This window comes from Gloeocapsopsis sp. IPPAS B-1203 (assembly GCF_002749975.1).
Taxonomy (GTDB): Bacteria; Cyanobacteriota; Cyanobacteriia; order Cyanobacteriales; family Chroococcidiopsidaceae; genus Gloeocapsopsis.
In genome coordinates, this window is record NZ_PEIG01000049.1 from 1 (window position 1) to 367 (window position 367).

General features: G+C 49.9%; 1 pseudogene. It reads left to right on the forward strand.

What is annotated here, in order from left to right:
- Window positions 1–367 (forward strand): annotated as a pseudogene (locus CSQ79_RS26940) (photosystem II D2 protein (photosystem q(a) protein)); the annotation flags it as partial.

Here is a 367-nt window from a genome sequence, read left to right on the forward strand (position 1 = left end):
AAAGAGATCGCTTCGTATTCATCGGGTGGTCAGGAATATTGCTATTTCCCTGTGCATACATGGCACTAGGGGGATGGCTAACAGGAACAACATTCGTGACAAGTTGGTACACACACGGGATCGCATCGTCATATTTAGAAGGATGCAACTTCCTAACAGTAGCAGTATCAACACCAGCAAACAGCATGGGACACTCATTGCTGTTCTTGTGGGGGCCAGAAGCGCAGTGGGACTTCACAAGGTGGTGTCAAATGGGCGGATTGTGGACATTTGTCGCCTTGCATGGCGCATTTGCGCTGATTGGATTCATGCTCCGGCAATTTGAGATTGCGCGACTAGTAGGAGTACGACCCTACAACGCGCTAGC